We start from the raw sequence: 24655 nt of genomic DNA, 5'->3' as shown, positions 1-24655 counted from the left end.
GACGCCCGAAGCTTGGTTCGGTCGAAGAAGGTGTGAGGCCGGTGCAAGCCCTCAACATCGTTTCCTGCAGGAGGTCTACGGCATCGACGGCGTTGCGAGTCCTTCGGCGGGGGCGGTCGAGTGGGTTGTCTTCTGGGCGGTCAACTGCGGTTGCCATGGGGCAGATCCTGGCCGAGGCTGGGGTGAGTTGTCATCGTCCGGGTCGCCGATTCACCCGGGTGATTGTGCCGCAACGGCCTTCGCCTCCGACCCGACCGAATTACAGCTTCTGCGGCGCGACCACGGTGCTATCCATCAGACCCAGCCAGACACGGTCCAGAGTCGCGCAGGGCAGCATGCCGATTGTCCACGCGTATGCCTGGCCAAGGTGGCGGAGGCCAAATAGCCAAAGGGCGGCGAGCGGACACCGCGGTATTGATGCGCGGCGTCCTCAATCGGGATGCCGACAGGCAAGTTACAACAGGCCGAGTTCTCGCGCCCGGCTGACCGCCGCGCCGCGGTGCTCAACGCGGAGTTTGCGGTACACCGCGCGCTGGTGGGTCTTGACGGTATTGAGCGAGACGTATAGCCGCTCGGCGATCTCACGTCGCGATAACCGGGTGGCGAGCAAGCGAAGAACCTCGAGCTCCTTGGGGGTCAGCTCCTCACCCGCGATACACCCCCCGGTGCGGGCAGTGCCCGCACCGCGCCCGCTCGACCCGGCCGAAGCGAGCAGCCTCGAGGCGATGCCGGCGTCCGCGCAATCGTGCATCAGAGTGCCGACTTCGTCGAGGACGGCCTGCGCGGTCTGGTGGTCGCCGAGATGCTCGAGGACCTGTGCCCGGACCACCAGCGCTTTGGCCACCTCGAGGATTGCTCCACCCTGGCGGGCCGCCATGACGGCCATGTCCGCAGCGGCCGCCGCCGCCGCGTCGCCGCGCACACGCAGGACCTCGGCCGTGGCAAGCGACACCATCACGTCCACGAGGTGTTCAGCATTCGCCAGGTCCCGAGAACTGCCGGAAGCCCGGCGGATCTGGCGTTCGGCATCGGCGAGCCGGCCATCTTCGGCCGAAATCAGCGCCAGATGGCCCAAGGCGTAGGAGCGGGCTCGACGATCGCCCACCTTCTCGGCCAGCTCCAGGGCCCGCAGGAAGGCAGCTCGTGCCTCGTCGGTGCTGCCCGAAAAGTACAGCGCGGATCCATAGATGCAGTAGGCGCTTGCTCGGCCCAGCGGCGCGTCGCCGAGTTCGAGGGTGATCGCCCGGTGCGCCGTCTCAAGCGCCGCGGCGACTTCGGCTGTCTTGAACGAGTGGGCCGCACGCAACAAGACGACCTGAGCACTGATGGCGTCACCATCCGCGGTGCCGGCCCCGGATCGTGTCTCCACTGCCTCGATCCAGTCCGCCGCGTCATCGAGTTGACCAGTGCTCAGGGCAATCCACGCGCGGGCCACGCTCAGCCGCGGGTCCTGTTGAACGGTCTCTTCGGGAAGCAGGTCAAGCATGCCGGAGACCGTCGACACGCCGCCACCGTTGAATTCATCGGCCCAGTCCGCCGCGATCAGATCAGCGCTGCGCGCGATGTCGCCTCCATCGACCAGATGGCGGACCGCCTCATCGATGAGGCCCTCGGCCTCGAACCAGGTCGCGGCTCGTCGGTGTAGATCTTGGACAAGACCGGGCTCGGTGCGGCGCAGCTCGGTGCGCAGCAACTCTCCGAACAGCTGGTGGTAGCGATACCACTCACGCGACATGTCCAGTGGCACCACGAAAAGGTTTTCGCAATCGATCTGCTCCAATACCGACGCGGAACCAGACGTTTGCAGCACCGCGTCGCACAGCGGACCGCTGAGCCGTCCCAAGACCGACGTACGTAGCAAGAAGCTGCGCAGGTGCGGCGGCTGACCGTCAAGCACCTCGGCCATCAAGTAGTCGACGATATGACGGTTGTCCCCGGCGAACGTCTTGATGAACGTGGGGGTGTCAGCACGCCCGGCAAGCGACAGGGCTGCAAGGTAGAGGCCGGCAGCCCACCCCTCGGTGCGTCGGTGCAGCAGTCGAACGTCTGCGTGAGTCAAGTCCAACCCGAGGACATCGTTGAGCAGATGCTCGGCCTCAACGGCCCCGAAACGCAAATCGTCGGTTCGCATCTCGGCCAGGTCGCCGCGGGCCCTCAGCCGCGCTAACGGCAGCAAAGGATCCGATCGGGTGGCTAGTACCAGGTGCAGATTCGCCGGCAACCGGCTGACGAAGAACGCCAGCTGGTCATGGACCGCCCGTCTTACCACCATGTGGTAGTCGTCCAGGATCAGCACCATCGGGCTGTCGATTGTGTCGAGATCATTCAGCAGCGTCGGCAGCACGACCTGCACGGGGTCGGCGCCCATCGCGAGGAGTTCGACCGCGCGGATCCCCACCCCGGGACTCGTGTTCTGCAGGGCGGCGATCACGTACATCCAAAACCACACGGGATCGTTGTCGGAGGAATCAAGCGACAACCAGCCAAAGCGGTCGTCCTCGCCTGCGGCCAGGGCCCACTGCGCCAGTACGGTGGTCTTGCCCCAGCCCGCCGGCGCACTCAACAGGGTCAGCTTGCGGTGGCGCCCCGCCGACAGTACGTCCAGCAGGGTGGCCCGGTGAATGAGCTGGGCCCCCATAGCCGGGGCGTGAAGCTTGGTGGCGAGCAGAACCGCTCGCGCGCCGGCTTCGCCCGCGCGGTTGTCGCCGCGTCCAGCCGAGCCGGTCATGTCCGAACTTTGCGAATCCGTGGAACCCAGCGGCCGGGCGGGAAGCCTCGTCGACGGCGCTCGGGTGGGCGCTGGCTTCTCGGCATCCCAGTTATTCTCTGCAGGCTCGGGCGGGCTCGTTCGGCCCGGCAATCCCGGTAATCCTAGCGAATCGGATCGGTTCTCCCCGATTTCATCCGGCGAACGCCGGCGGTGCCCGTTTCGGCCGACGGATGCATCTGCCGCCAACGGCTCGAGGATTTTCTCGTGAATTGCGCTCGCGCTGTGCCCGCTCACCGTATTTCTCCCCTGTTCCCATCGATGGGATGACTCCTGCAACCCATGAGACCGCGGTGCGCGGATGGTGAGCGTCTCAACGTGAGGTGATTGAACGTCTCAAAGTGAGACACCGGCGGGACGGCCCGGCGTCGTCCTCGGTTCACCAACACGCACCTATCGACCCCGAGCGCCAACGGGATCACGATGAACGTTCCCGATGCCGTGCTCATCATCGACTTCTCAATTCCTCTGTGTCATTGCTGTCCTCGCCGATTCCTGACCGGCGGTCGTCGCGGCGATCCGGAGCTCAATGACTACGTTGGCAGCGGGGCACCGCCGTCACCATCGCCCAGCGGGTGATCTTTAGTGCCGGGCCGGTGTATACCTAGTGGACTTGATATTTGACGGGTTGGTCAATCCGAGCGGTGGATGAGTTGTGGCCATGCTGTTTCCCAGCGCCCGAACGTGGGCGAAGCAGACCTCATTCGGCCAGAGGATGCATTGACGCACCCGAATATTCTTCGGGGCAACAGGTTTGACCTGGATCGGTGGGCGGCACGGACCACGAACCATGGGCGTCGGTGAGACCGCTGCAAGGCCCGATCAGAGTCGTTGCCCACCAAAAATTCTCGCCTAAGACGAACATCACCGGCGAACGCACCGGCGCGAATCCAAGATCCCCGGAGCAGGCGAGTGCGGTGGTGCGCAGCCCGGCCCGCGGTGAGGCCGTTATGTTGGGTCCGCGCATGGGATTCGGCGGGTTGAGACGCGCTCACCGCAGCCCCAACCCGCCGACGGTCAACATCAGGATCACGTCATCGCCCGCGAGCGCTGCGGCTAAAGCGAAGGCTCTGCCCGGCCGGGTCATGACGCCCGCTCCTCGCCTTCGATGGGTGACACTTTAAGTAACGAAGCGCCGCAACGCTCGACACGGAAGTCGCCGCCTGGCGCCTCTTCCGGTGTCGCGCACGCGCCTGGGTCGTTAGCTCCGGAATGGCGGCAGTCGAGGACCCGGACGACGGTATCGGGCTGTGCCAACCGGCTGACCTGGCTTCCGGCAGCGAGAGCTGGTCCGCCGGTGGCGACGGTGGAGCTGATGGCTTCGGTGACGACCTGCGGGATTTCGTGCAACAGCGTGTGCCCTGCGGTAGGCCGGTGGATGAGCGTCGACCCGGGGATACCGTCGGCCAGCTCGCGGGCGTGCCGCACCGGCGTGAGCTTGTCGGCTCCTCCACTGATGATGGTCGTCTTGGCCGTGATAGAGCTCAGGGTCTGAGAGCAGTCGTACTCTTTAAGAGCACGCAGGAAGCCGACTTTGGTTGTCGACGGGGTAGCGCGCATGGCGGCCGCTGACGCAGCGACCGATGATTTCGCGGCGGCTTCACCGTATCCGCCATGCCTGGTCAGTGCCGCGCACACCGGCCGAGCCAGGAATTGAACTACATCATCGGTACTCCTGCGAGGCAGGCGGTGGACGAGGTGGTACAGCACGTTTGTCGCGGGGCTGTTCAGCAGCCGGCCGAGGCCGCGCGAGCCGAGATTTCCTGCGGCGGTGGCGATGAGGATAAGGCTCTGCGGCTCAACGGGACGTTTGCCGGCCGGCCGGTGAAGATATGCCAGGGCCGTCATGCCGCCCATCGAGTGCCCTGCGAGGGTGAGCGGGCCCGTGACGCCAAGCGCGACCAGCAACTCGGCGAGGTCGTCGGCGAGACGGTCGATCCGGTAGGTGTGCATGGACGCACTGCCGGAGTCGCCGTGACCACGGTGGTCGTAACTGATGATCCGGATGTTGTTGCCCCAGCGAAGAATCAGCTGCTTCATCTGGATGTTCCAAGAATCTTTATTCGAACAGAAGCCGTGGAGAAGTACGACGGTATGGCCAGCGGCGTGAGATCCGCAGTCCCGAACGGATAGTGAGATGCCATCGCTCATGGTGACCGTGCGGTTGCACGCCAGCGATCCGCCGATGGCGGGCGTTCGCCGACGGCTGCATAGCGGCGGTGGCGTCTGTGGCGTCATCGCTTTGTCACCAGACAGTATTTCGGGGGACGGGATTCCGGCCGGCGTGTCTTTGCGGAGTTGCGCTCGGTGTCGTCAGCCGCTTGCTGTCCTCGTGCTGCAATGTCACGCGTTTTGTCCGAGTCGTCTGCAGCCCTGTGTTTCTCCAGTCGGTTCTGCCACACCTTGGAGATGATGTGGAGAAGTAGCAGTAAACACAGTCCGAAAATCATCAGGTAGCCGAGCATTGTCGTTTCGCCGTCAGCTAGATCGACTTGTCTCTCGCATCGAGATGTACTGTCCTGCTTACTGGCCCGGCCAAAGGGCCGGCGTGACCGGCGGTCATCGTGACACCATCGCGTACCCGGCTACACCAAACACCACAGGCACCATCGCCAGAATTCCGTAGGCTGCGTTCAACATTGTTCGCTCATTCCCTTTGCGTGCTCACCGGCGCGGTGTGTGGTCCTCTGCCGGCGCTTTGGTGAGAATGTGATTCGTTGTCGACTACCACGGTCGTCCTGCGGGCAGCCCAAAACCATCGCCCGAGGAGTGATGTTTAGGGCCGGATGGGTTTAGTACTAGGCCGACGCGGGGGAACCGGAACAGCCGACGGTTCAGGGTCATCGTCGGAGACCGCAGGCCCGAGCACCGCGAGATATTCGACGGCCGAGCCGAACACAGCCATGACACCGGCGGCATCGGATGGTTCGCGCTCAGTGAGCAACAGCAGCGGTACCAGGATTGAATCGCGCGCAGGCCGGGGTTAGAACGTGATTGGTTGCGTGACTATTGCGTCTCGCCAGCCCAATTCGGGTATGACCGTATTTGACGTGCCGGTCAATCAGCGCCGCGCATCAGCTGCGCCAACTGGGTGCGGGAGGCGATGCCCAGTTTGGCAAATGCGTTGTGGACGTGCGTCTTCACCGTGTGGGGAGAGAGATGCAGCTCGGCGGCGACGTCGCGGTTGGTCGCGCCCGCAGCGATAAGATTGACGACCTTTAGCTCGGAATCGGTGAGGCTGTCCAAGCCCGTTTTTGCTCGCGGGTGGGTGACGATGCGGCGTTCCACGCCCAAGCGGCGCAGCGCGCGACCGACGCGGCGGGCATCGACGAGCGCTTCGCACTCAATGTAGGTGTCGAATGCCGCGTTCAGCTGGTCGAGCGCGCGGTCGGCGCGGTCGATGCGCGCGAGCTCAGCGCCGGCGTCCTCGGCAGCGCCCGCGTAGAGCAGCGGCCGCGAAGACGTACGAAGCACGTCCGCGGCAGCCACCAATGCCTCGGCGTCGCGCCCGAGTATCCCGCGCGCATATCCGGCCACTCCCGCCAGCAGCGGCACCACGGGCTGCTCACACTCGAGCACCTCGGCGGCCTGCAGGACCCGTGCACGCAAGCCGGCATCACCGGCGGCCGAGGCCACCCGCGCACCCAAGATCACCAGATCTAGAACCTCGGGCGTGATTGGTGTCCCGAGCAGGGTGATGTCACCTAGCCAGCGCATCGCGTCATGGACGTCGTCGCGCTGCCACGCCGCCAGCGCGAGCACCTGCGCCGCCGCCCGGCGTACCAACGATGCGCCGGTAGGGTAAGCGTCACGAGCATCATTGACCATCTGCTGCAACAGGTTTCGGTCATCGGTGTGCACCGCCACTTCGGCCAGAAGCGCCATGCGGATCATATCCAGGTCGGCCGCGCCTGTCCGCCGATGGCGCGGCAAGGATTCAGCCGCTGCGCGAGCCGCCGACAACCGGCCCGCGGCGAGATGGACCCACGAGTCGATATCAACCCAAATATCAAGGGCCATCGCGTTGCGTTCCCCGCGGGCTTTCTCTTTTCCGTTTGAGATCTGGGCCGCGGCGTCGTCCAACCGACCGACTATCGCCAGTAGATTCGCGTGGTGCGCCGCGACCAAGTCATGGGCTGCCGTCGGAACACTCGCGCGGGCGAGTGCGCAAGCCTTTTCGACGCGGAGTAGGGCGCGGCCCGCATACCCGTCCGCACAGTCGAGACAAGCGAGGGTGACATCGGCCACGATTTTCGCTTCTGGATCACCGGTCGATGCCGCGGCCGCGGCGGCCTCTTCGGCCGCGAGGCGGTGTTGATCCCGTTGGTCGAAGAGCAGGTTGTAAGCCAGCAAGGCCAGGTGCCGTGCCCGAGTGACCTCGCTGATGCCGCCCAACTGCAGCGCGCGGCGATTCTCCTCCACCCGCCGCTGGGCACTGTGTTTGGTGAGAGTTGGGAGCCGGAGGCGAATCTCAGCCTCTTCTTCGGGAGAGGCCGCCTCCGAGAGCGCCGCAACGGCCAATTTTTCGGCCTCGCCGTAGCGGCTGGCCCGGTTCAGTAGCTCTACCGCTTCAGCGACCAATGACCCGTGCTCAGCGTCACCGGCGGGCAACAGCTCCAGCGCGCGCTTGCACAAGTCCGCCGCCGCGCTCGCATCGCCCCGGCCCACCGACTGAGCGGCCTGCCGCAGCGCGCCGATCGCCTCGGTGTCGCCGGGCTCTGCGCTGCGCGCTAGCTGGGTGGCCACCTCGGCTGGAGCCGCGCCCATCCCCAGCATGACCGACGCCGATTGGCGCTCCATCGCCCGCCGCAGCGACTGCGGCAACGATTGCCGGGTGGCCTCACGCAGCAAGTCATGCCGAAACCTCAGCTGCTCACCATCTTCCACGAGCAGATCCGCGCGCACCGCCTCCTCGAGCGCCGACAGCAACGACGCGGGCGACCGTTCCAGCATCGCGGCCAACAAGCCAGCCGAAAACCGGTCGGGCAGCACCGCGGCCACCCGCACCATCTCTGACGCCTCGCCGGAAAGCAGGTCCAGCCGCTGGTGCATCGTCGCGCCCAGACGCCGCGGCAGCCCGTCTCCGGTGACCGTCGCACGGCCGCCGGAGAGATTGAGCCGGCCCTCCTCGCCCAACCCTCCGACAAGCTCGGTGACCAAAAACGGATTTCCGTGTGCCTTGGCTGCCAGATCCAAAAGCGGCCCGTCAGCCCTCGCCCGCACGGCGTCGCAGACCATGTCGGCGACGGCGTCCGGCGCCATGGCAGCCAATCGCACGAATGTGGCATCGGCGCGGTGCAGCACCGACAAGGTTTCCTGCACCGCAGGACCGCCCGCCCCGGTGCGGGCGGTCAATACCCATAACACCGGAACGTCTGCGCGCACTGTGGCGAGCGACCGCAGCGCCAGGGCCGTGCCGTTATCGGCCCAGTGGACGTCCTCCAACACAATCACCAGCGGGGTTTCCGCGGCCGCCGCATAGATCGCGTCGGCCAAATCGTGCACCACCCAGTAGCGCAGATCCGCCGAGCCGCCCAAGCGCCGCAACGCCTCCGCATCACCGACGGGGGGATCCGCGCGCAGTGTCGCCATGAAGAGCGAGAAAAACGGCACCGTCTGCTGGTACTCGAACGCCTCGCCGAACAGTGCCCGAACACCGGCCTTCTCGGCGATCGCCAAGACCTCGGTCAACAACCGGCTCTTGCCGATGCCCGGCGGCCCCTCGATGACCAGTACGCCCCCGCGCCCCTGAGCGACCGCCTCGATCAGCCCGCCGACCACCCTCAGCTCGTCTGCCCGCCCCCGAATCGGCGGAGTGACCAGCCGCTGACCGCCGACATCAAAAAGGCCGGTTCGAGGCCCCACCGCATGTCCTGTCTACCGTTTGCCGGACTGCCACCGCAGTGCATGTCATTGTAGGCCCCGCCCAGGTGCCGACCCGATTTGCTCTCGATCAATCAGCGCCGCGCATGAGCTGCGCCAATTGGCTGCGGGAAGTGATGCCCAGCTTGGCAAACGCGTTGTGGACGTGGGTCTTCACGGTGTGGGGGGAGAGGTGCAGTTGCTGCGCGACGTCGCGGTTGGTCGCGCCCTGTGCGATGAGATGGACGACCGTGAGTTCGGAGTCGGTGAGGCTGTCCCAGCCCGTCTTTGCCCGCGGGTGGGTGACGATGCGGCGTTCCACGCCTAATCGGCGCAGGACACGGCCGACGCGGCGGGCATCGGCAATCGCTTCGCATTCGATATAGGTGTCGAATGCCGCGTTCAGCTGGTCGAGCGCCTCGGCGTTGTGCTCTGTGCGACTCAGCTCGCCGCCGGCGTCTTCGGCAGCGCCTGCGTAAAGGAGCGGCCGCGACGTGGAGCGGAGTGACTCCGCGGCGGCGGCCAACGCATCGGCATCACGCGCGAGGATCCCGCGGGTGTGTTGGGCGACTGTGGCGAACAACCGAACCCCCGGCCGCTCGCGTTCGAGCACGTCAACGGCGTCCAAGAGACGTGCGCGCAGGCCGGCATCACCGGCGGCGGACGCCACCCGCGCGGTCAGGGTCAGCTGATCAAAGACGCTGGGCAGCATCGGTGTCACGAGCAGCGATATATCGCTCCCGAGCCACCGCACCGCTTCATGCACGTCGTCGCGCTGCCACGCCGCCAGCCCTAACACACCCGCCACCTCGCGACGTACGGCTGGTGAACCGTTGGAGTACGCGTCGCGCGCTTCGGCCACCGTCTCTACGAACAACGTTCGGTCGTCGGTGCGCGCCGCCACCTCCGCCAGGGTGCACATGCGCCTCGTGTCTACGTAGGTCGACCCCGTTCGATCCGGCGTTGGCAGCCGCTCGACGGCGGCGCGGACAGCCGACAACCGGCCGGCAGCCAAGTGCACCACCCCCGCCGTCAGGCCCCAGATGTGAAGCGCCATGCCGTCGCGTTCCTTCTGGGATTTTTCTGTGCGGTCCGCGACTAGCGTCGCCGCATCTTCCAACCGTCCGACCACGGCGAGCAGGTTTGTCAGGTGGATCGCAGCGAGGTGATGTGCGGTCATATCGTCCGCGGGGGTCAAAGCTTGGAGTTCCTCGACGCGGTGCAGGGCGCGGCCCGCGTAGCCATTCGCGCAGTCGAGGCAGGCGAGTGCTATTCCGGACAGAATGCGCGACTCCACATCGCCGGTGGAAGCGGCGGCGGCCGCGGCATCCTTGGCTGATGCGTTGTCTTGTCCGTGTTGGCCGTACATCGCCAGGTTGTACGCCAACCATGCCCGATGTCGTGCCTGGGTGACGTCGCTGAGGTGGGGCAACTGAAGTGCGCGGCGGTTCTCTTCGATGTGTCGCGTCGTCGTATCCGTGGTCACCGTCGGCATCCGGAGGCGGATCTCGGCCTCTTCTTCGGGTGCCAGCGCGCCAGACAGGGTGGCGCTCGCCAACCGTTGCGCCTCCTCGTAGCGTGTTGCCCGATTGAGCAGCACGATCGTTTCTGTCACCAGTGGCCCACGTCCTGGGTCTTGCGGCGGCAATAGTTCCAACGCGCGTTTGCTCAAGTCGGACGCAGCGCTGGGATCGCTATTCGCCACCGCCTGTGCCGCTTGGCGGAGGGCGGCGATCGCGGCCTGATCACCCACCTCAGCGCTGCGGGCGAGCTGGGTTGCGACCTCCTCGGGCGCCGCCCCCATGTCCAGCATGAGGGTTGCCGATTGCCGCTCCATCGCGCGGCGCAGCGACTGGGGCAAAGATTGCCGCGTCGCCTCGCGCAGCAGATCGTGACCGAACCTCATCTGGTCCCCGTCTTCGATCAACAAATCCGCGCGGACAGCCTCTTCTACCGCCGATACCAGGGCGGTCGGTCTGCGTTCCAGCATCGCGGCGAGCAACGGAACCGAGAATAGGTCAGGCAGCACGGCGGCTACCCGTACGACTTGGCTCGCAGTCTCGGAAAGCTGGTCGAGTCGTTGCTGCATGGTGTCGCTGAGCCGTCGCGGCAATGTGTCTCCAGTGGCGACCGCGCTGCCCCTACTGACATTGAGCCGGCCGTCCTCGTCCAGGCCTCGCAGCAACTCCGTTAGCAGGAACGGGTTGCCGTGCGATTTGCCGGCCAGACTTAGAAGGGAAGCATCCGCGTTGGCTCGCACGGCGTCCTGCACGATGTCGGCGACTGCGTTCGGTGTGATGGCCGTCAACCGCAGAAATTTGGCATCCTCGCGTTCCAGCGCCGTCAGCGTCTCGCGAACGGCCGGTCCGCCGGCGCCGGTTCGCGCGGTAAGCACCCACAACACGGGGACATCGGGCCGCGTCGCGGCCAGCGACCGCAGCGCCACCAGGGTCGCGTTATCGGCCCAGTGGATGTCCTCGAGGAGGATCGCCAAGGGTTTCCGTGACGCGGCCGCATGGATGGCGGCTTGCAGATCGCGCACCACCCAGAAGCGGAGATCGGCCGACGTGCCCAAGCGCCGCAACGCCTCCGCATCACCGACGGGGGGATCCGCGCGCAGTGTCGCCATGAAGAGCGAGAAAAACGGCACCGTCTGCTGGTACTCGAACGCCTCGCCGAACAGTGCCCGAACACCGGCCTTCTCGGCGATCGCCAAGACCTCGGTCAACAACCGGCTCTTGCCGATGCCCGGCGGCCCCTCGATGACCAGTACGCCCCCGCGCCCCTGAGCGACCGCCTCGATCAGCCCGCCGACCACCCTCAGCTCGTCTGCCCGCCCCCGAATCGGCGGTATGCGCACCTTCCCCGACGGCCTCGCGATGCTCACGCGAACCGCCGCCCCCGGGTCGGCGGTCTCCGAATCCCGGAAGCCGAACGGATCCTCGTGGATAGCGCGATTGGGCTTGTCGGGCCGGACGGCCGCTTCAGCACGCATCGCGCGTGCGACACCGTGTTGCGATGGACTAGGCACATTGGCGCGCCCGGGTGTGCGGGCATGATTCGAGGCATTATACGTGGCAGAAGCCGCCGGCTTGACGCTCATCGGCGCCTGCTCGCAGACGGCGCAGTGGCGCCGATGTCACGCCTGTTCGACCACCCCAGCGCAAAGTCGGCACCCCGGCGCCAGCGAGCATCGGTCGTGAGCGAATGGCCGGATGTCATGCTGCTACCTGGACTTCCACCGACAGATAGTCGGCTATGCCGTGTGTCGCAGGCCAGTCACCATCGCGCACCGCCTGGCCCAGCAACTCTACTAATGGACTGCAGGCGCCCAACTCGGCCAGCCACGAGGCCACCATCGGCGCGATATCGTTTGCCTGGACGCGTACGGTACGGCCGTCATGGAGACGATCGGTCAACTGATAGATAGTCATTTCTCCATGCCCTTCGCCGCATGATGTCGGGGTTGTCGGGTTGCCTTGGGCCTCGCACGGGGATGGCCGGCGTTGGATTGCCCGCCAGTCGTGTGCCGTTGCCTGTCTCGCCGTCACCCTTCCGATCCGGTGTATTAGCTGATGTGATCCATGACACCGCCCCGGGCGTATACTGAACGTCTCAATCTGCGCAGGTTGCTTGTCTCAATCTGAGACGCGGGTATTGTGGGGCGGCTGCACCGTACGGGCGGGAGCGAGGTACATGCGTCGATGAGCTCGCGGGCCGACGTCCAAACCGACATTCGCCGGGCTAGGGAGCGGTTCTTGGGCGAAGGGTCCTGGGACGCAGGGACCGCCAGAGAAAAGTTCCTGTCCGTCGTGTCCGTGGACGCGGTGGGCCCACTCGGTGATGACATTCTGCAGCCGAGTGTCCTGGACTCGTGGCGTCGGTCGCAGGCCCTGCGCGTACACCCCGACCGGGTCGAGCTTCCGTACGTGCGTGAACCCGATACGGGCTCGCGGTTGGCGCGTGCGGCCGCGCCGGTGCTGCAGCGCGTTGCCGACGACCTGGCTGCGCAGGCTGTGAGCGTTGTCCTGACATCAACCGACGGGGTGGTGGTTGAACGGACCGCCGCGGAAGGATCCATCCTCAACGCGTTGGACACGGTGAGCCTCGTACCGGGCTATAGTCTGGCCGAAGAAGTGGCGGGCACCAACGGGATTGGCACCGCGCTGGAGACCGGGCGGCCCGCGTTCATCCGTGGTGGCGAGCATTACGTCGCAATGTTCACCGGTTTCACCTGCGCGGGGACGCCGATCCGAGATCCTATAACGCGCAAGGTAATCGGCGCCGTTAACCTGAGTTGTCGGGCCGACGAATCCTATCCATTGTTGCTTGCGTTGGCTACCAGCGCCGGTCGCCAAATTGAGGATCGTATGCGCGTGGTGGCTCATGAGGGTGAGACCGCGCTGTTGGAGGCATATCTGCAGCAGGCACGGCGATGTTCCGGTGGGGTCCTTGCGATCGGCGGCGACGTGGTGTTGATGAACCCCTATCTGCGTCGGACGCTTCACGGTAACGATCAGACCGTGCTGCTCGAACACGCTTCGGACCTAGTCAGCTCCACGCTTTCGGGCACGGCGCTTGCTGTTCTGCCAAGCGGACAGATCGCCAAGATCACCGCCGTCGACCGCTCGATGATTCGCGGCGCCCGGGCCAATGTCGTTTTCCACGTTGATCTTTCGCCCCAAACGAGCTTGCGGCGTGCTCAAATGGCCCGTTCGTCGCGCGTTCAAATCCCCGGCCTGGCCGGTCGCGACGGCGCCTGGCTGCGCTGCTGTCAGCAGGTGCGGCAGTGCTGCAGCGACCGACACTGGGTGATGATCGAGGGGGAGAAAGGCTCCGGCCGGGCGCGCCTGGCCCAGGCGGTGGGGCAGTACGTGAAACCGGGCCGAACCGTTCGGGTGCTGCGCGCCGAGACGTTTCCCAGCGCGGCGCGTCTTGTCGCCGAGCTGGCGGCTGAGTCGGGCGACGAGGACTTCGCACTGGTGATCGCCGACGTGGACGACATCGATAACGACACACTCGAATCGATAACCTCGATGCTGGCCATGCGCGCAGGCCGGGGCTGGATCGCGGCGACGAAAAGTTCCGCGTCACCTACGGCGCCGGTCAAGGAGATGCTGCCGCTGTTCACCCATACCGTCACAGTGCCGGCGCTGCGACACAGGATTGACGACCTCAAGGAATTGGTGCCGGTGTTGCTGCGCGAGATCACCCGGGGTGCGGGTGTGGAGCTGGCACCCGACGCTATGCGCCAACTCAGCAGGCTGCCGTGGCCGGGCAACGTCGCGCAGCTACGGCGGGTTCTCACCGAAACCGTTGCCCGCCAACGATCGGGCATCATCAGCGCCGACAAGTTGCCACCGGAATGCCGGTCCATCACGCGGCGGAAGCTGACCCAAATGGAGGCCCTCGAACGTGACGCGATTGTCCGTAGCCTGCAAGACAACGGCGGCAACAAGCAAGAGGCGGCTCGGGCCCTGGGAATGTCGCGGGCGACGATCTACCGCAAGATAAACGACTACGGCATCGCGTAACGCCCCTACGCGTATCGGCCAAAAGCGTTGCCGCACAATCATTACCGCGAATCGCCGCGTCTATCGTCGTTCGCGCCCACCGGCTGTGGGTAGCCAAACCCGCGGGTGTGCTGCTGGAGCCAAAACCCTCTGCGGCAACCCGATAAGGGGCTGACCGCTTCCCGAGTCGCACCGCGTGGCCGCCCCGGCAAATTCGCTGTCAAATCTCGTTAATCACCCGGGTGAATCAGGTCGCCGGGTGATGACCACTAATCCCACGTCGATGAACGCTGGCTTAACGCATCGCGAGCGGACGGTACTTGGAAGCCGACAATGTACCGACTCTGCATTCGGGGCCGCATTTGTGAGCAACGGGCCGCGATGACGGTGGACGGGCTGGATGCGTTGATCGCCGAAGAACGCCATCGCCACGAATTGGAGACCAAATGAAGCCTCGCCAATTTCAACGATCACCTGGTGGACACGGATCAGCCGCCGCGCGAACACCATCGCTGCTGCATCGCATGCGGGACGCCGTCGTCTATGCCCGGCGTTGGGCGCATCGGAAGAGAGATGCCGCGATGGACCGCGTCCCAGCGATCGAGGACCAGCTTCACGCGCTGCAGCCGATCTGTAGTGCCCAGGGGGTGTCGGGCGGTATGGCATGCGGTGCGCCGGCGGTGGCAGTGGCCGAGATACACGCAGTCGACGGGTGCGATCAGATGGGGCTGAGCCCAGACGGTGACGTCGTCGAGACGCTCTGCGAAGCCTGCCTGGCCACCGTGCAGTGGGCGATGGCGACATACGTGGGCGACAAACGCGAGATGGCATCCCGATGCGGCACCCGCCCGCTGTGTACAACGTGCGGGCGTCCCACTGGGTACCTGCGCAGCGTCTTCGCGGTGCACGAGATCGGGTCCGGGGGGCTGAGATCGTGACCCGACTACGCATGGCCTCGCTGTTTTTGGCTGTCGTCGCCGGAGATTACGCAGCCCTCAGGTTGATCTATGGTCAGCTAACCGATTTCGGCGTCTCCGCCGCCGTTTGCGCGGGATCGTTGGTCGCAGCGGGGCTGATCGGGCATGCCGACAACCGGCGCCGCCAAGCGATGGTGCGGGCACGCGCGGCGGTCTGGCAGCGCCGTGATCAGCAGGCCACGACCCGCGGCTACCGGCAATGCCCGTCGTGCGGGGGTACGCGCCAACAGCCAAGCGAATCGCCCAGATTCGTTGACCGGCAACGCAGCCTCTTGTGCCAAGCCTGCGCGCCGGCCCTGAACCGGGGGCCGACACGATGAACGCCGCGCTGGTCTCAATGCCAATTCTGAGCGGTGGACAGCGGGAGCGCGAGCGCCACTGGGCCGCGAGCCCAACCTTCGGGTCACGTGAATCCGGTTGGGGTCGTGGGGCACCCGATGAGCCCGAAATGGAAGTGCTGACATGAGCGCACCCGCGACCGCGTCGGGCTCACCGCGCCCCGGTTTACCAGCGCCACGGGCACGAAGAGCTCGACGGTGTCCGCCCCGCCCGGACGCCGTCGTCAGAGTCATCCAAGACGGTCCGAGCATGGCCGCCCGTATCGCGTGGCTGAGCGCCCGGCTGATGATCCGGCCCGCGTTGAGCGTGGGCAGCTACCTGCCCTCGGCGCCATGGCCGTGGGGCGGCGTAGAGTTCGTCGCCCGCGCCCTCTCGCCGGCTCCAGGCACGGTGCGCGCCGACATACGGCTGGCGCATTGCACCGCACAGCTTGTCCGTGCTGCCGGAGTGCTGCCGGCCGACGGCACCCGCCGGGCCGTGCTCTACCTGCACGGCGGGGCGTTCCTCACCTGCGGCGCCTATTCGCACGGCCGACTGGTGACCATGCTGTCCCTTTTCGCCGACAGCCCCGTCCTGGTGCCCAACTACCGAAAGATTCCCAAACATTCGATCAGCGATGCGATCGACGACTGCCACGACGGCTACCGGTGGCTGCGCCGAAAAGGCTATCGGCCCGACCAAATAGTGCTGGCCGGCGATTCCGCCGGCGGATACCTGGCGCTAGCACTGGCCGAACGCCTGCTCGAGTACGGTGAGCAGCCCGCAGCGCTGGTGGCCATGTCACCGCTGCTGGAACTGGCCACACTACCCAAAACGACACACCCCAACATCTGCTCGGATGCGATGTTTCCGCCCAGAGCGTTCGACGCCTTTCACGGCTTGATCACCCGCGCCGCAGCACGCCCCGGCGCCAACGGGCATTCCGATGCGCTCTACGAGCCGCTCGATCACATCCAACCCGGCCTCCCACCCGTGTTGATCCATGTATCCGGTTGCGAGGTGCTGCTTCACGACGCGCAGCTCGCCGCCCAACGACTGGCCACCGCCGGTGTCCCGGTCGAAGTCCAGGTCTGGCCGGGCCAAATCCACGTGTTCCAACTAGCCGCGCCGATCATCCCCGAAGCCACCCGCTCACTGCGTCAGATCGGTCGCTACATCCGCGAAGCGACCGGATAACCCAGGGACCCTGAGCGTTCGAAGATGGATTTCGGGGCGTTGTCACCAGAATCAACGCCGCCCGCAGGTATTCCGGGCCGGCTCCGGGTCGATGTCGGCCGCCGCGGCAGCCTGGGGCCGGCCAGCCGCCGATGGCGGCCCACGGCTGATGCCTGTCCACTCACCCGGGTGAATTCGCTCGCCGGGTGATGACGGCTCACCCCGCGCCGGTGAATGCTGATCGGCAGCTGGCGAGCGGAGGGCAAATGCGGCCAACGATGTACCGGATCTGCATTCAAGGCCGCGTGACCGAGCGGCTCGGATCCGCATTGGAAGGAATGCGCTTCGAGGCCGGTGCGACCGAAACGGTGTTCACTGGTGAAATCCGCGACCAGTCACAGCTTTACGGACTCCTCGAACGGGTCCGTGATTTAGGCCTTGAGCTCGTCAGCGTACAACCAGAGCCCGCGGCCAACCCCACGACAACAACCCGCATCAGGAAGGACCTGTAATGCAAGCCATCACTGTTTCAGACCGCGACGCCGGCATCGCCGGCCTGTCGTTGACGGAGCTGCCCTACCCCCAGGCGGCCGACAACGACGTCGTCGTGCGGGTGCACGCCGCGGGCTTCACGCGCGGCGAGCTCGACTGGCCGCACACTTGGATCGACCGTTCGGGCCGCGACCGGACACCGAGTGTGCCCGGCCACGAGCTGTCGGGCGTCGTGGTTGAGTTGGGGTACGGCACCACACTTTTGAGTGTCGGTCAGCGGGTGTTCGGGCTCGCGGACTGGGCGCGCAACGGCTCGCTCGCGGAATACGTCGCCGTGGAGGCCCGCAATCTCGCACCGCTGCCGGCGGACATCGACCATACTGTGGCCGCGGCGCTGCCGATCTCTGGATTAGCCGCCTGGCAGGGCCTATTCGACCACGGCCGCCTCGCCGCCGGACAAACGATTCTGATCCACGGTGCTGCGGGTGGGGTTGGGTCGATCGCGGTGCAACTCGCCCGCGAGGTCGGTGCGCGCGTCATCGGTACCGGCCGGACTGCCGACCGAGACCGGGCCGGGGAGCTCGGCGTCCACACCTTCCTCGATCTGGAGACCGAAAAGCTGGAGGACGCAGGCGAAGTCGACGTGGTGTTCGACGTGATCGGCGGAGACATCCTGGCCCGCTCGGCGGCTCTGGTGCGGGCCGGCGGAACGCTCGTCACGATCGCCGAGCCGCCGAAGACCTTGCCACCTGATGGGCGGGCAGTCTTCTTCCTGGTCGAAGCCGATCGCGCCCAGCTCGCCGACCTCGCCGCACGAGTACGGGATGGACGTATCAAACCGGTCGTGGGTAACGTGCTGCCACTCGCCGAAGCTGCCGCCGCATTCGCTCCGGGCAGGCGCATTCCCGGCAAGACGATTCTGCGTGTAGCCGAAGACTGAAACGGAAGGCTGGAAGGAAACCCTCCGTGATCGTGATGCGTCTGCCCGGAATCCATGACCGTTCGCCGAACGTGTTGGCGCACATCAGGACTCGGTGGGCATGCGATGTCTTTGTCGCCGCCGGGTCGAACCGCTCGACCACGTCGGCTCGTCGTCGAGTCTCCCAAGGGAAAGGCGGGCGAAATGGCCCTTAAAATACCACTTGCAACACTGACCGTTGCGGTGCTGCTCGCGCCTGCGGCGTACGCCGAGCCGGCGCCAGGGAATTCTGATCAAAGCCCGAATGTCCGAACAGTTTTCAATCAACCCACCAATGTTCCGGGAAAATCACTTGAAGCAGTGACCGTCAGCTATCCGCCCGGAGCTAGAAGCGGTGCTCACCATCATGCCAAATCGGCGTTCATCATGGCGTACGTGATCTCCGGAGAGATCCGCAGCCAAGTCGAGGGCGAGCCTGCACGCGTCTATGACGCCGGCGAGACGTGGAGTGAAGTACCCGGCGCGCACCACACGATCAGCGAAAATGCCAGCGGCACCGAACCCGCTGAATTACTCGCCGTCTTCCTGATCGATACCGGGGACGGTCCGCTCACCACCTACGACAACGGGACAAAATGAGCGGCCGTCACCGAAGCAAGATTTTCGGCATCGGCAAGTTGGCCGCATCAACCACTTCGGGAAAAGTCCATGCGAACCCCTGATCCGATCCCCATTGTGCGGCTGGCACTGCGATTGTCGCTTGCGGCCGCCTTTCTGTCCGCTATTGCAGACCGATTCGGTTGGTGGGAACCGCTCGGGCAGGGTAGCTGGGGGAGCATGAATCGGTTCGCCGAGTATGCCCACCAGCTCGTTCCGTTTGCTTGTGGGTGGTTCCTGACCGCCATCGTGTGGGGAGCCACCGCCACCGAAGCGACACTAGGGGTCTTGCTCCTGACCGGCTGGCGGCCAAAACTCGTCGGCGCTGCGACGTGCGCGGTGCTCATTGTTTTCGGAACGGCGATGGCTCTATCGCTCGGTGTGGAATCACCCCTGAGCTACAGTGTCTTCTCCGCGGCGAGCGCAGCCGCGGCCTACGCGGTACTCGGCACAACCTCGCCGCCACCTACCGCTGGCGGCGTATCGAGACCGGACAATCGAAACCGTCGCAAACCGACTCCGGACGCTTCAGCCGGCCAACGTTGTCAATCGCTGAGCGGCCGTCACAGCGCTGCGCCGACCCAGTGAATCGGTTCAGGCACGGCTGCGCGTACCGATCATCGGAAGCGAGGGTTAATGAAAGTCGGTAAAGACTTCGACGTGGTCGTCCTAGGCGGCGGGGTGGGCGGTGTGGCGGCCGTGCGAAAGCTTGCGTCCGTGGGCCTTTCGGTCGCGCTCGTTGAGAATCGTCTGGTCGGTGGGGAGTGTCACTACTGGGGCTGCAACCCGAGCAAAACACTGCTTCGCCCGATCGAGGTGTTCAACCTCGCGAAGTCAGTTCCTGGTGTGCGAGAAGCGATGACGGGTAGCGAGCTGGACGTTGCGGCCGTCTTCGCTAAACGCGACGCGATTATCGAGCACCTCACGGATCAAGACCGGATAGCATCATTGCGGCAAGCCGGTGTGGCAGTGTTTCATGGGTTCGGTCGGTTGAGCGGCGAACGAACAGTGCGCGTGGCGCTTGCCGATGACACCGACGCCGTGTTGGAGGCGCGCCACGCGGTCGTCTTGGCCACCGGCACTCGTCCTCACGTGCCGGAGATACCCGGATTGGCACAAGCACGCCCGTGGACCAATCGGGAATTGACGACCATGACACGAGTGCCACCTCGCGCCCTGGTGGTGGGCGGCGGTCCGGTCAGCGTGGAGTTCGCGACCATCCTGAGCGGTTTGGGCTCCGCGGTAACACTTTTGGTCCGTGGGAAATGCCTGCTTCGCGACTGGGAACCCGAAGCCCGTGAGCTCGTGGCGCAATCACTGCGAAGCAAAGGCGTCACGATTCACTTTCAGACAGAGTTGTCGGCGGTCGCCCGCCCGGAGCTGGGCGGTCCCGTCACGGCAACTTTTCATCGCCAGGCCATCGAGGTCGACGAGATCGTCATAGCCGCAGGACGCCGCACCAATACCGAGAACATCGGGCTGGAGAATGTTGGCCTGCCGGGCGGCGAGCCCGTTTCAGTGAATGACCATCTCCAAGCGGCCGGGGTCACCGGCGACTGGCTATACGCCTTGGGAGATACCACCGGACGCGCCCGCCTTTCGCACATCTCCACCTATCACGGCCACGTCGTCGCCGACATCATCGCCGCCCGCGCCGCGGGGCGAGAACTGTCCGAGAACGAGTTGACGGCCCGCGACGCCGGCAGTCTTGCGCAGGTCATCTTCACCGAGCCTCAGGTAGCCACTGCGGGGCGAACCGAAAGGCAGGCGCGAGCAGAAGGGTTTGCGGTAAGAACGCGAACTGCCTGTTACCCCGGCACCCTGTCTTTCCTGGCTCTTTTCAGGGATGGCTTCCGGGCCTGGGCGAAATTGGTCATCGACGTCGAGACCAACACTGTTCTCGGCGCGACATTTGTCGGCCCGGAGTTCTCGGAACTGGTTCAAGCAGCCACCCTGGCCATCGTCGCGAAGGTCCCAGTCAGTCTGCTACGCCATGCCGTCGCGCCACATCCGACTGTCAATCAGGTCTGGGATCTGTTGGTCGCCCACGACCTTGAAGACGACGGGCCGAAAACACCTACGAGCACTCAAGCGAATCGGCTTATTTATCAAGCTCGTTAGACGTCGATCCGTGAGAGGAACCACAATGAACTACGACTTGCCGGTCGTCGCGCTGTGACCATGCGTATAGCGGGGGTCCGCACGCTCGGTGGCAAAGTGGAGTTGCTCGATGTGGACGAGCCGCGACGTTTGGCGGCCGACGAGGTCCTCATCGACGTTCGTGCCGCCGGGGTTGGCAACTGGGACGACATCATTCGCACCGGCGGTTGGGGCATTGGCGCGGGGCCGCCGATGGCGCTCGGCGTCGAGGCTGCCGGGGTCATCAACGCCGTTGGAGCCGAGCCGAGCGGTTTCACTGTGGGCGATGCCGTGCTGTGCCACCCCGTGCCGCTGCGCGACCAAGGCACGTGGGCGCCGTTTGTGATCGCACCCGTCGGATCGCTCGCCCACAAACCACCCGAGGTTTCGTGGGAGACCGCGGCGATCTTTCCGGTGCCGGCGTTGACTGCCGAGCAGGTGGTGGACGAGGCGTTGGCCCTCCGGGATGGAGAAACGTTGCTCGTCAATGGCGCGGGTGGAATCACCGGCGGGCTCATTGTCCAGCTGGCCACCCTGCGCGGGGTCGATGTGCTCGCCACCGCCAGTCCTCACAGCGCCGACCGCGTTCGTGGGTATGGCGCCCGGGAGGTAATCGACTACCGCGATCCGATGTGGCCGCAACGCGCAAAGGCGCTGGCGAGTGGTTCGATCGATGCCGTCGCAAACGCCGCGCCCGGGGGCGCTGCTGCGGCGATGACCGCGCTCGCCGGCGGCGGCCGGCTGGCCACCATCACGCCCGACCCACCCGCGCCCACCCGCGGCATCAGCGTGACCGCGGTTTACGTGCGTTCCGACGGCACCCAACTCGAGCGGCTGAGCGCCCTGCTCGCCTCCCGTCGCTTGAGCACGCCAACCCCGCGTAGCTGCGGCCTCGATCAGGCCGCCGACGCCCTCGCCCACGTCGTCGCGGGCCGCGAGCCCAACGGGGTGGTCATCACAAGAGGCATCTCGCGAAGTTAGCCGAAAACGCCCTCACACCACCGTGGAGTATCGAGATGACCACCATCACCCGGATCCGCACCGGAGTGGCCGATCACGTCGGCGAATACGCAGATGCTGTCGTCGTATCTGCCGCCGGTACACAGATTTTCGTCTCCGGAACCCCGGAAGTGCGCGAAGGCGGCACCCTCCCCGAGGGCTTCACCGACGAAGCCCGGCAGTGCTGGGCCAGTTCGCCTGAAGCTTTGACCGAGACGCTCTGATCTGCCAATGACCAGCGTACGCAACTTGTCTGGCGCGCAGTCATCGTCCCGCGCCCAGCGGCGCCGGCAGTGACGTTGCGCGACGCGGCACCGACCAGCCGCGCGATGGTGGTGGCGGTGATGGTGTCAATGGTCGCGTTCCTCGACTCCACCGTGATCAACCTGGCCTTGCCGGCCACCGAGCAGGACCTCGGCGGCGGCCTGGCGCTGCAGCAATGGATCGTCGATGGCTACCTGCTGGCGATGGCGGCCACGATTCTGCCCGGGGGCTCCATCTCGGATCTGTTCGGACGCGTCCCGGTGATGCGGTTCGGGCTGTTGGCTTTTGGGGCGGGCTCGGTTCTGGCGGCGGCTGCCGCCTCACCGGCGATGCTGATCACCGCGCGCCTCATCCAGGGTTTGGGGGCGGCGTTCCTCGTCCCGGGCTCGCTTGCGTTGATCAACACGGTCTTCGACAAAGCGCACCGGTCCGCGGCGATCGGCGTCTGGACCGGGTGGACGGGAACAGCCTTCGCCTTGGGCCCCCTGCTGGGCGGAATATGCGTCGATTATCTGGGCTGGCGTTGGATTTTCGTGTTGTCAGCGGTCCCCATGGTGGTCGGGCTTGCGCTGACGTTCTGGCTGTGCCCGATGTCGGGACGGGTAGTAGGAGCCCGTGTCGATACCGCCGGGATTGGTCTATCGGCGGTAGGACTGGCCGCGACCGTGTATGCGTTGATCGAATCGCAACGTTACGGCTGGACCAATCCGATGGTCATCACACCCTCATTGATCGGAGTCGCCGCACTTGTCGGATTCGTGAGCTGGCAGCACCGCAGCAGTCACCCGCTGCTTCCGTTGCCGCTGTTCGCCTTTCGCAACTTCGCTGCCGCCAACCTGGTCACCGCATTCGTCTACGGCGCGTTGACGCTGGGATCGCTGGCCATCGCCCTCTACACCCAGGAAATCGGTGGCTACTCTGCCACCGCGGCCGGACTGGCCACCCTGCCCATCCCGGCGCTGTCGTTCGTGTTCGCCCCGTATGTCGGCCGCATCGCCGCGCGGGTGGGACCACGCGCATTCCTGATCGCCGGCCCCGCCTTGGCGGGGATCGGACTGCTGCTGATCCGCCCGAAGCCCGAGGGATTCCACGCGATCACCGACCTGGTCCCCGGGATGACCGTCCTGGCGATCGGGCTGGTCGCGACGATCACACCGCTTGTGTCGGTGACGCTGGCCTCGGTGCCGACCGAACACAGCGGCCTGGCGTCGGCGATCAACAACGCCGTCTCGCGGTTGGCCGCGCTGATATCGATCGGGTCCATCGGCCTGATCAGCTTCGGCACGGCGAGCGCTACCGGGTTCGCCCACGTATTAGAGTTCAGCGCAACACTATTCGTCTTGGGCGCGATGTGCGCCGCACTGTTGATAACCAATCCGACCCATGGATGCCAACCTGTGCCCCGCGACATCGCAGCGTTGTGCCGCGACCGGCCGGGTGTGCAACCAGCCCTGGCCGGTAGCCCCTTGACCGCGAGCGACGCATCACCTTCGCTGTAATCATTCGTGCGATCGATGCGACCGCAAACGGTCGCCGGCAGGACCATCCAGCCACGCGCGGGTTCAGCGCGGCGCATCACCCGGGTGAATCATTAATCGGGGTGATGACAGCTCACCCCGCCCGGCCGCATTCTCAGTACGAGCAGAAGCGGTTGGGATTGTCACCCCCTTTGGGGGAGGCCCCAGCTGGGGCCTTGCGCGTCGTAACGACGAACAACGGCGGTTCCCCGTGGAGCCGTCAGAAGAACCAGGAAGGGACGCCGAGTATGCGTTTTGGGGACAAGAAGGTTCATTGTCGTCGGTGGCAGTGCCGGCAGGTCGCCGGCGATGTCCTCGATCACCGCGGCAACAGAGACCCTGGACGAACTCTGTGCGCGGTACGAACTGGAGATGGATGTCGACAGCGTCCCCGGACTATGCCAACACTTCGACTTGAAAATTCCCCGGTGAACCCATTTGACATTGCAACTGTCGGTTGCGAAATCCCGCTAGGCCCAGGCAATGTCGGCGGGAAACAAGCTGACCACCGTGGATCCGGATCCGGTTGGATGGCGCTTCGCCCGGCAGCGCAGCTGCCATAACTGCGACAAAACAACGACGAGAGGAAACCCCCGCGTGTCCAAAGCCGAATTTTTCGATACCCCCGGATACGGAGAGATCGCCCGTACCCGCAACCACTACCGCCAAGCTCTACGCATCGGCGATCGCATCGAGATCTCCGGCCAAGGCGGCTGGGACGCAAACTTCACCTTATCGACCGCATCCCTAGAGGACGAAATCGCCAAGGCGTGCGACAACGTCGAAAAGACCCTCGCTGAGGCAGGCGCCAGCTGGGGTGACGTCGTGAACGTCCACTCCTATCACGTCCCCACCGCCGACGATTCCATTGGTGGTCAACACATGTCGGTGATGGTGGACCAGTTCCGCAAGCGCTTCGGTGAAAGTCTGCCGCTGTGGACCGCGGTGGGTGTCGAGGCGCTCGCGCTGCCTGGCCAGCACGTCGAGATCGAGGTCGTAGCCATCGTCGAATCCGGTAGCAAGTAGACCTCGCTGCCAGTCGGCGAGCATCGCCC

At 65.5% G+C, this 24655-nt stretch carries 17 protein-coding genes; 12 read left to right on the top strand and 5 right to left on the bottom strand.

Going from position 1 to position 24655, the window contains the following annotated elements; all coding sequences use genetic code 11:
* Nucleotides 1-454 precede the first annotated feature (454 nt).
* The 5 genes from G6N51_RS12410 to G6N51_RS12390 form a co-directional block, all read right to left on the bottom strand.
* Complete coding sequence (locus G6N51_RS12410; RefSeq protein ID WP_083172996.1) at nt 455-2728, bottom strand: LuxR C-terminal-related transcriptional regulator; 2274 nt, start codon at nt 2726-2728, stop codon at nt 455-457.
* Between the two features lie 1122 nt (nt 2729-3850).
* Entirely contained in the window at nt 3851-4918 is a 1068-nt protein-coding gene (locus G6N51_RS12405) for an alpha/beta fold hydrolase (RefSeq protein WP_158086233.1), read from the bottom strand.
* A 906-nt stretch (nt 4919-5824) separates the two neighbouring features.
* On the bottom strand, nt 5825-8632 hold the full coding sequence (locus tag G6N51_RS12400; protein WP_083172998.1) for a helix-turn-helix transcriptional regulator: 2808 nt from the start codon (nt 8630-8632) through the stop codon (nt 5825-5827).
* Between the two features lie 88 nt (nt 8633-8720).
* Nucleotides 8721-11516 (bottom strand): helix-turn-helix transcriptional regulator, encoded by a 2796-nt coding sequence (locus G6N51_RS12395; protein ID WP_083173025.1) that lies wholly within the window; start codon nt 11514-11516, stop codon nt 8721-8723.
* Nucleotides 11517-11847: 331 nt separating this feature from the next.
* Nucleotides 11848-12063, bottom strand: a complete 216-nt coding sequence (locus G6N51_RS12390) for a hypothetical protein (protein ID WP_083172999.1) — start codon at nt 12061-12063, stop codon at nt 11848-11850.
* Nucleotides 12064-12387: 324 nt separating this feature from the next.
* On the opposite strand from G6N51_RS12390, the gene G6N51_RS12385 reads away from it, so the two are divergent.
* From G6N51_RS12385 to G6N51_RS12330, 12 genes are all read left to right on the top strand, one after another.
* Nucleotides 12388-14163: a sigma-54-dependent Fis family transcriptional regulator gene (locus tag G6N51_RS12385; protein ID WP_269475041.1), complete on the top strand. Its 1776-nt coding sequence runs from the start codon at nt 12388-12390 to the stop codon at nt 14161-14163.
* Nucleotides 14164-14723: 560 nt separating this feature from the next.
* Entirely contained in the window at nt 14724-15080 is a 357-nt protein-coding gene (locus G6N51_RS12380; RefSeq protein WP_232078357.1) for a phosphoenolpyruvate carboxylase, read from the top strand.
* Between the two features lie 501 nt (nt 15081-15581).
* Nucleotides 15582-16634 (top strand): alpha/beta hydrolase, encoded by a 1053-nt coding sequence (locus G6N51_RS12375; RefSeq protein WP_083173002.1) that lies wholly within the window; start codon nt 15582-15584, stop codon nt 16632-16634.
* Nucleotides 16635-16822: 188 nt separating this feature from the next.
* Nucleotides 16823-17125 (top strand): hypothetical protein, encoded by a 303-nt coding sequence (locus G6N51_RS12370; RefSeq protein ID WP_083173026.1) that lies wholly within the window; start codon nt 16823-16825, stop codon nt 17123-17125.
* On the top strand, nt 17125-18045 hold the full coding sequence (locus G6N51_RS12365) for an NADP-dependent oxidoreductase (protein ID WP_083173003.1): 921 nt from the start codon (nt 17125-17127) through the stop codon (nt 18043-18045). The genes G6N51_RS12370 and G6N51_RS12365 overlap by 1 nt, the downstream gene beginning before the upstream one ends.
* A gap of 183 nt (nt 18046-18228) precedes the next feature.
* Nucleotides 18229-18663 (top strand): cupin domain-containing protein, encoded by a 435-nt coding sequence (locus G6N51_RS12360; RefSeq protein WP_083173004.1) that lies wholly within the window; start codon nt 18229-18231, stop codon nt 18661-18663.
* Between the two features lie 69 nt (nt 18664-18732).
* Entirely contained in the window at nt 18733-19269 is a 537-nt protein-coding gene (locus G6N51_RS29205) for a hypothetical protein (protein WP_232078355.1), read from the top strand.
* Nucleotides 19270-19317: 48 nt separating this feature from the next.
* Complete coding sequence (locus G6N51_RS12350; RefSeq protein ID WP_083173005.1) at nt 19318-20802, top strand: dihydrolipoyl dehydrogenase family protein; 1485 nt, start codon at nt 19318-19320, stop codon at nt 20800-20802.
* Nucleotides 20803-20898: 96 nt separating this feature from the next.
* On the top strand, nt 20899-21801 hold the full coding sequence (locus G6N51_RS12345; protein WP_232078353.1) for an NADP-dependent oxidoreductase: 903 nt from the start codon (nt 20899-20901) through the stop codon (nt 21799-21801).
* Between the two features lie 35 nt (nt 21802-21836).
* The gene (locus tag G6N51_RS12340; protein ID WP_232078351.1) at nt 21837-22043 is read left to right on the top strand and encodes a RidA family protein; all 207 of its coding nucleotides are present in this window, start codon (nt 21837-21839) and stop codon (nt 22041-22043) included.
* A 69-nt stretch (nt 22044-22112) separates the two neighbouring features.
* Nucleotides 22113-23582 carry an MFS transporter gene (locus tag G6N51_RS12335; RefSeq protein ID WP_232078349.1) on the top strand — a complete coding sequence of 490 codons (1470 nt, stop codon included), beginning with the start codon at nt 22113-22115 and terminating at the stop codon, nt 23580-23582.
* A gap of 615 nt (nt 23583-24197) precedes the next feature.
* The gene (locus G6N51_RS12330; protein ID WP_083173028.1) at nt 24198-24626 is read left to right on the top strand and encodes a Rid family hydrolase; all 429 of its coding nucleotides are present in this window, start codon (nt 24198-24200) and stop codon (nt 24624-24626) included.
* The last annotated feature ends 29 nt before the right edge of the window (nt 24627-24655 follow it).

Origin of the sequence: Mycobacterium paraseoulense (genome assembly GCF_010731655.1) — a bacterium.
Taxonomy (GTDB): domain Bacteria; phylum Actinomycetota; class Actinomycetes; order Mycobacteriales; family Mycobacteriaceae; genus Mycobacterium; species Mycobacterium paraseoulense.
Note: the sequence above shows the minus strand (reverse complement) of the source record. Positions and strands in the feature narration are given on the sequence as shown.